This window comes from Bacillus hominis (genome assembly GCF_018332515.1).
Classification (GTDB): Bacteria; Bacillota; Bacilli; order Bacillales; family Bacillaceae_G; genus Bacillus_A; species Bacillus_A hominis.
On sequence record NZ_BOQD01000313.1, the window covers coordinates 1 to 3,065 of the forward strand.

Consider the following 3,065-nt stretch of genomic DNA (forward strand, 5'->3'; position numbering starts at 1 on the left):
TGTAGAAACAGGATCAGAGAAGGAAGATAGAGAATCTGAAAAAGAAAAAGAAGATGTAGAAACTGAATCAGAGAAAGAAGATGTAGAAGCAGGATCAGAGGAAGAAGATAAAGAATCTGGATTAGAGAAAGAAGATGTAGAAACAGGATCAGAGGAAGAAGATAAAGAATCTGGATTAGAGAAAGAAGATGTAGAAACTGAATCAGAAATAAATACTTCAGTACGTTTTATGGTAGTGAAAATCCCATTTTCTATTATTTCGGAAGTGTCTAGGTTTTTAAACTATCCTAATATAAATGTAAAAAAACAAGAAGCATTTGTATTCCAAAATGAAAAAAAAGAAGGGTATCGAGAACTAGATGCAAAGCTATTAACTACAGCGCAACATTATCATGGAGAGGCTTATTGTAAATTAGTTTCTTCAAATCTTCATGAAAAGAGAGTGCTTTTAGAATTTTCTGATCCAAAAGTTAAAGATGATATTAAAGAGAATAGGATAGAGACATCTTCGTGGATTCCTATCCACAGTATGATATTAGAGAAGGGAAGTGAAGGTGAATTTAATGATTATATAACAGCGAAATTACCAATAGAAATTGGGAGGTATAAAGGTGAAATTAGTTTGCGAGAAAAGGTGACATTTAAAGAAAAAGTCATAGAAATAAAAGGGGTGTCACAGGAGATTATTTTGACAAAAAATGAAATTTTATTACCAAAAATAAAAAAGACAGGACAGAATCCGTTTACAGTTGAAAAAGGGAGCTTACTTGTAGAAGGCTATATCTTTCAATATATTGAATATATTATAGAACAAAGTACATTTCATGATAATGTGTATCAGTTAATGCAAAATATTGTATTGGGATTAACTGTCCAAGTATTACAAGAACAGGAAGTGCAAGTGCGAATTACATAAAATTCATCAAATTGTAGGTAGATGATGAATACAGTTATATAATGTAGAAGAAATAAAAAACATATCTATTTTAACGAATTATTGGATTGTTAATCGGTCGCTTAAAATAAGAGAGTCAATTAAATAGATAACAAAGATAAATGTTTATTAATATATGAGGTGTAATACAAATTGTATACGTTCCCCTTTTAGAAAACTCACAAATTAAACAGCAACACATGTTTATCATACGTTTCTAAACACCAATTATATTTTTTTAGAATAATTGGATGGACAACTTCTTGAGTAGTATCGACTTCAGTAAAGCCGTATTTTTTATAAAAATTTTCTAATTCCTCAAAAGGGAGACAATACACATTTTGAATATGTAATTTTTTCGCCGTTTGTACTAAAAATGAAACGAGTTCTCCTGCTAATTGTAATCCCCTAAAGTTAGGTAGTATGAAAATGCCACCCAATTCAATTGTATCTTTATCTATTTGGACTAAACGTCCTATACCTGCATACTCATTGTTGTATGTAATGATCGCAACTTTATCTCGAGTTAAATCGCTTTGTACAAATCCTATAGATTCATATTGAATATTAATCCATTCTAAATCATTAGATGTAGCTAGTTGAATACTCATATGTGCCCTCCTTTGGAAGAGTTCTAATATTCTCATTATATATAACCCAATAACTAGCGAAAAGAGGATAAAGCGAAATCATTTTAACTAACAGTTCAAGTTTTGAAGAAGAGTGCATACAATATAAAGTACTTTCTCTTTCTTCAATCTTGTTTTACGTATATAATTTAAAAGTAATATTTTTATTTTATTTTTTTATATATTTATAACAGAATAGAGGTTTAAAAATGGGTGTTAAAATCATTACGGATAGTGCGGCGGATTTACCGGTAGAATTGCTGCAGGCATATGATATTGATTTAATTCCACTCCGTGTATATGATGAAGCAGAAACAGAGTATTTAGATGGAGTTACATTAAATTCAGTTACATTATTGCAAAACATGAGAGAAGGCGCTTCTTATAGAACGTCATTGCCTTCACTTGAAACATTCCAAGAAAAATTTGTTTCTTATGCAAAAGAAGGTAATCCTTGTATATATTTAGCTTTCTCATCTGAACTATCAGGTACATATCAATCGTCAGTTCTTATTAGAGAAGAAGTGAAAGAAACATATGCTGACTTAGATTTAGAAATTATTGATACGAAATGCGCCTCGCTAGGTCAAGGGCTTGTCGTATTAGAGGCTGCTAAAATGGCAAAAGAAGGCGCAACAAAAGAAGATATCTTAAACCGTGTCGCTTTTCTAATGGAGCATATGGAACATATCTTCACTGTAGCTGACTTACAGTACCTTGTTAGAGGTGGACGTTTAAGTAAAGTAGCGGGATTCATCGGTGGTTTATTAAACATTAAGCCGATCTTAAATGTGGAAGAAGGAAAACTTGTACCACTTGAAAAGGTAAGAGGGAAAAAGAAAGTATTAAGCCGAATTGTTGACATTATGGAAGAGCGCGGAAAAGATCTTAAAGGTCAAACAATCGGTATGACACACGGTGATGATTTAGAAACAGCCGAAGCGTTAAAAGCATTAATTACTGAAAGATTTGGCTGCGAAGTCTTCATTGTAAATACAATTGGAGCAGCAATCGGAGCGCATACAGGACCTGGAGTTATAACGTTATTTTTCTTAAATGAAGTAGAGTAAAGGATTGATCTTTTGATCAATCCTTTTTTAATTCTAATATAATTGTTTTTTTATGAATGAAAAACATGTAATTTTTTATTAGTTAGTAGCTTTCTTTTTAGTAGGTAAGAGGGTAGATAGGAAAACGGTGAAGGCTAGTATGAAACCAAATGTTTCAGTATCATCAATTACTAAACCATTGTTCCACTGATAAAGGAAGGATGCTAGTATTAAAAGAGTTGCGGATCCTCCAGAATATCTTACTATTTTTCGTGTTGAATCGTTTTTAGGTTTTACAACCATATTTATCATCCTTTCATATTTACTAAATAATTCGACAAACTAATTTCTAGGATTTGATATTAATAATTCATCTATTAAGTTCATTTAATTTATTTTGATTTATAATAGATGTCTTCCATGTACTAGGTAAATGTAATTAACCATACGATC

3 protein-coding genes are annotated in these 3,065 nt (G+C 31.2%); 2 read left to right on the forward strand and 1 reads right to left on the reverse strand.

The window, feature by feature from the left end; all coding sequences use genetic code 11:
• A partial coding sequence (locus KI356_RS23260; protein ID WP_212936594.1) for a BC_2427 family protein occupies positions 1–916 on the forward strand: 916 nt, incomplete at its 5' end.
• 197 nt (positions 917–1,113) lie between these two features.
• Here KI356_RS23260 and KI356_RS23265 read toward each other — a convergent pair.
• Positions 1,114–1,545 carry a GNAT family N-acetyltransferase gene (locus KI356_RS23265; RefSeq protein WP_212936595.1) on the reverse strand — a complete coding sequence of 144 codons (432 nt, stop codon included), beginning with the start codon at positions 1,543–1,545 and terminating at the stop codon, positions 1,114–1,116.
• Positions 1,546–1,772: 227 nt separating this feature from the next.
• Between KI356_RS23265 and KI356_RS23270 the strand changes: the two genes are divergently transcribed.
• Positions 1,773–2,633 carry a DegV family protein gene (locus KI356_RS23270; RefSeq protein ID WP_212936596.1) on the forward strand — a complete coding sequence of 287 codons (861 nt, stop codon included), beginning with the start codon at positions 1,773–1,775 and terminating at the stop codon, positions 2,631–2,633.
• Positions 2,634–3,065 lie beyond the last annotated feature (432 nt).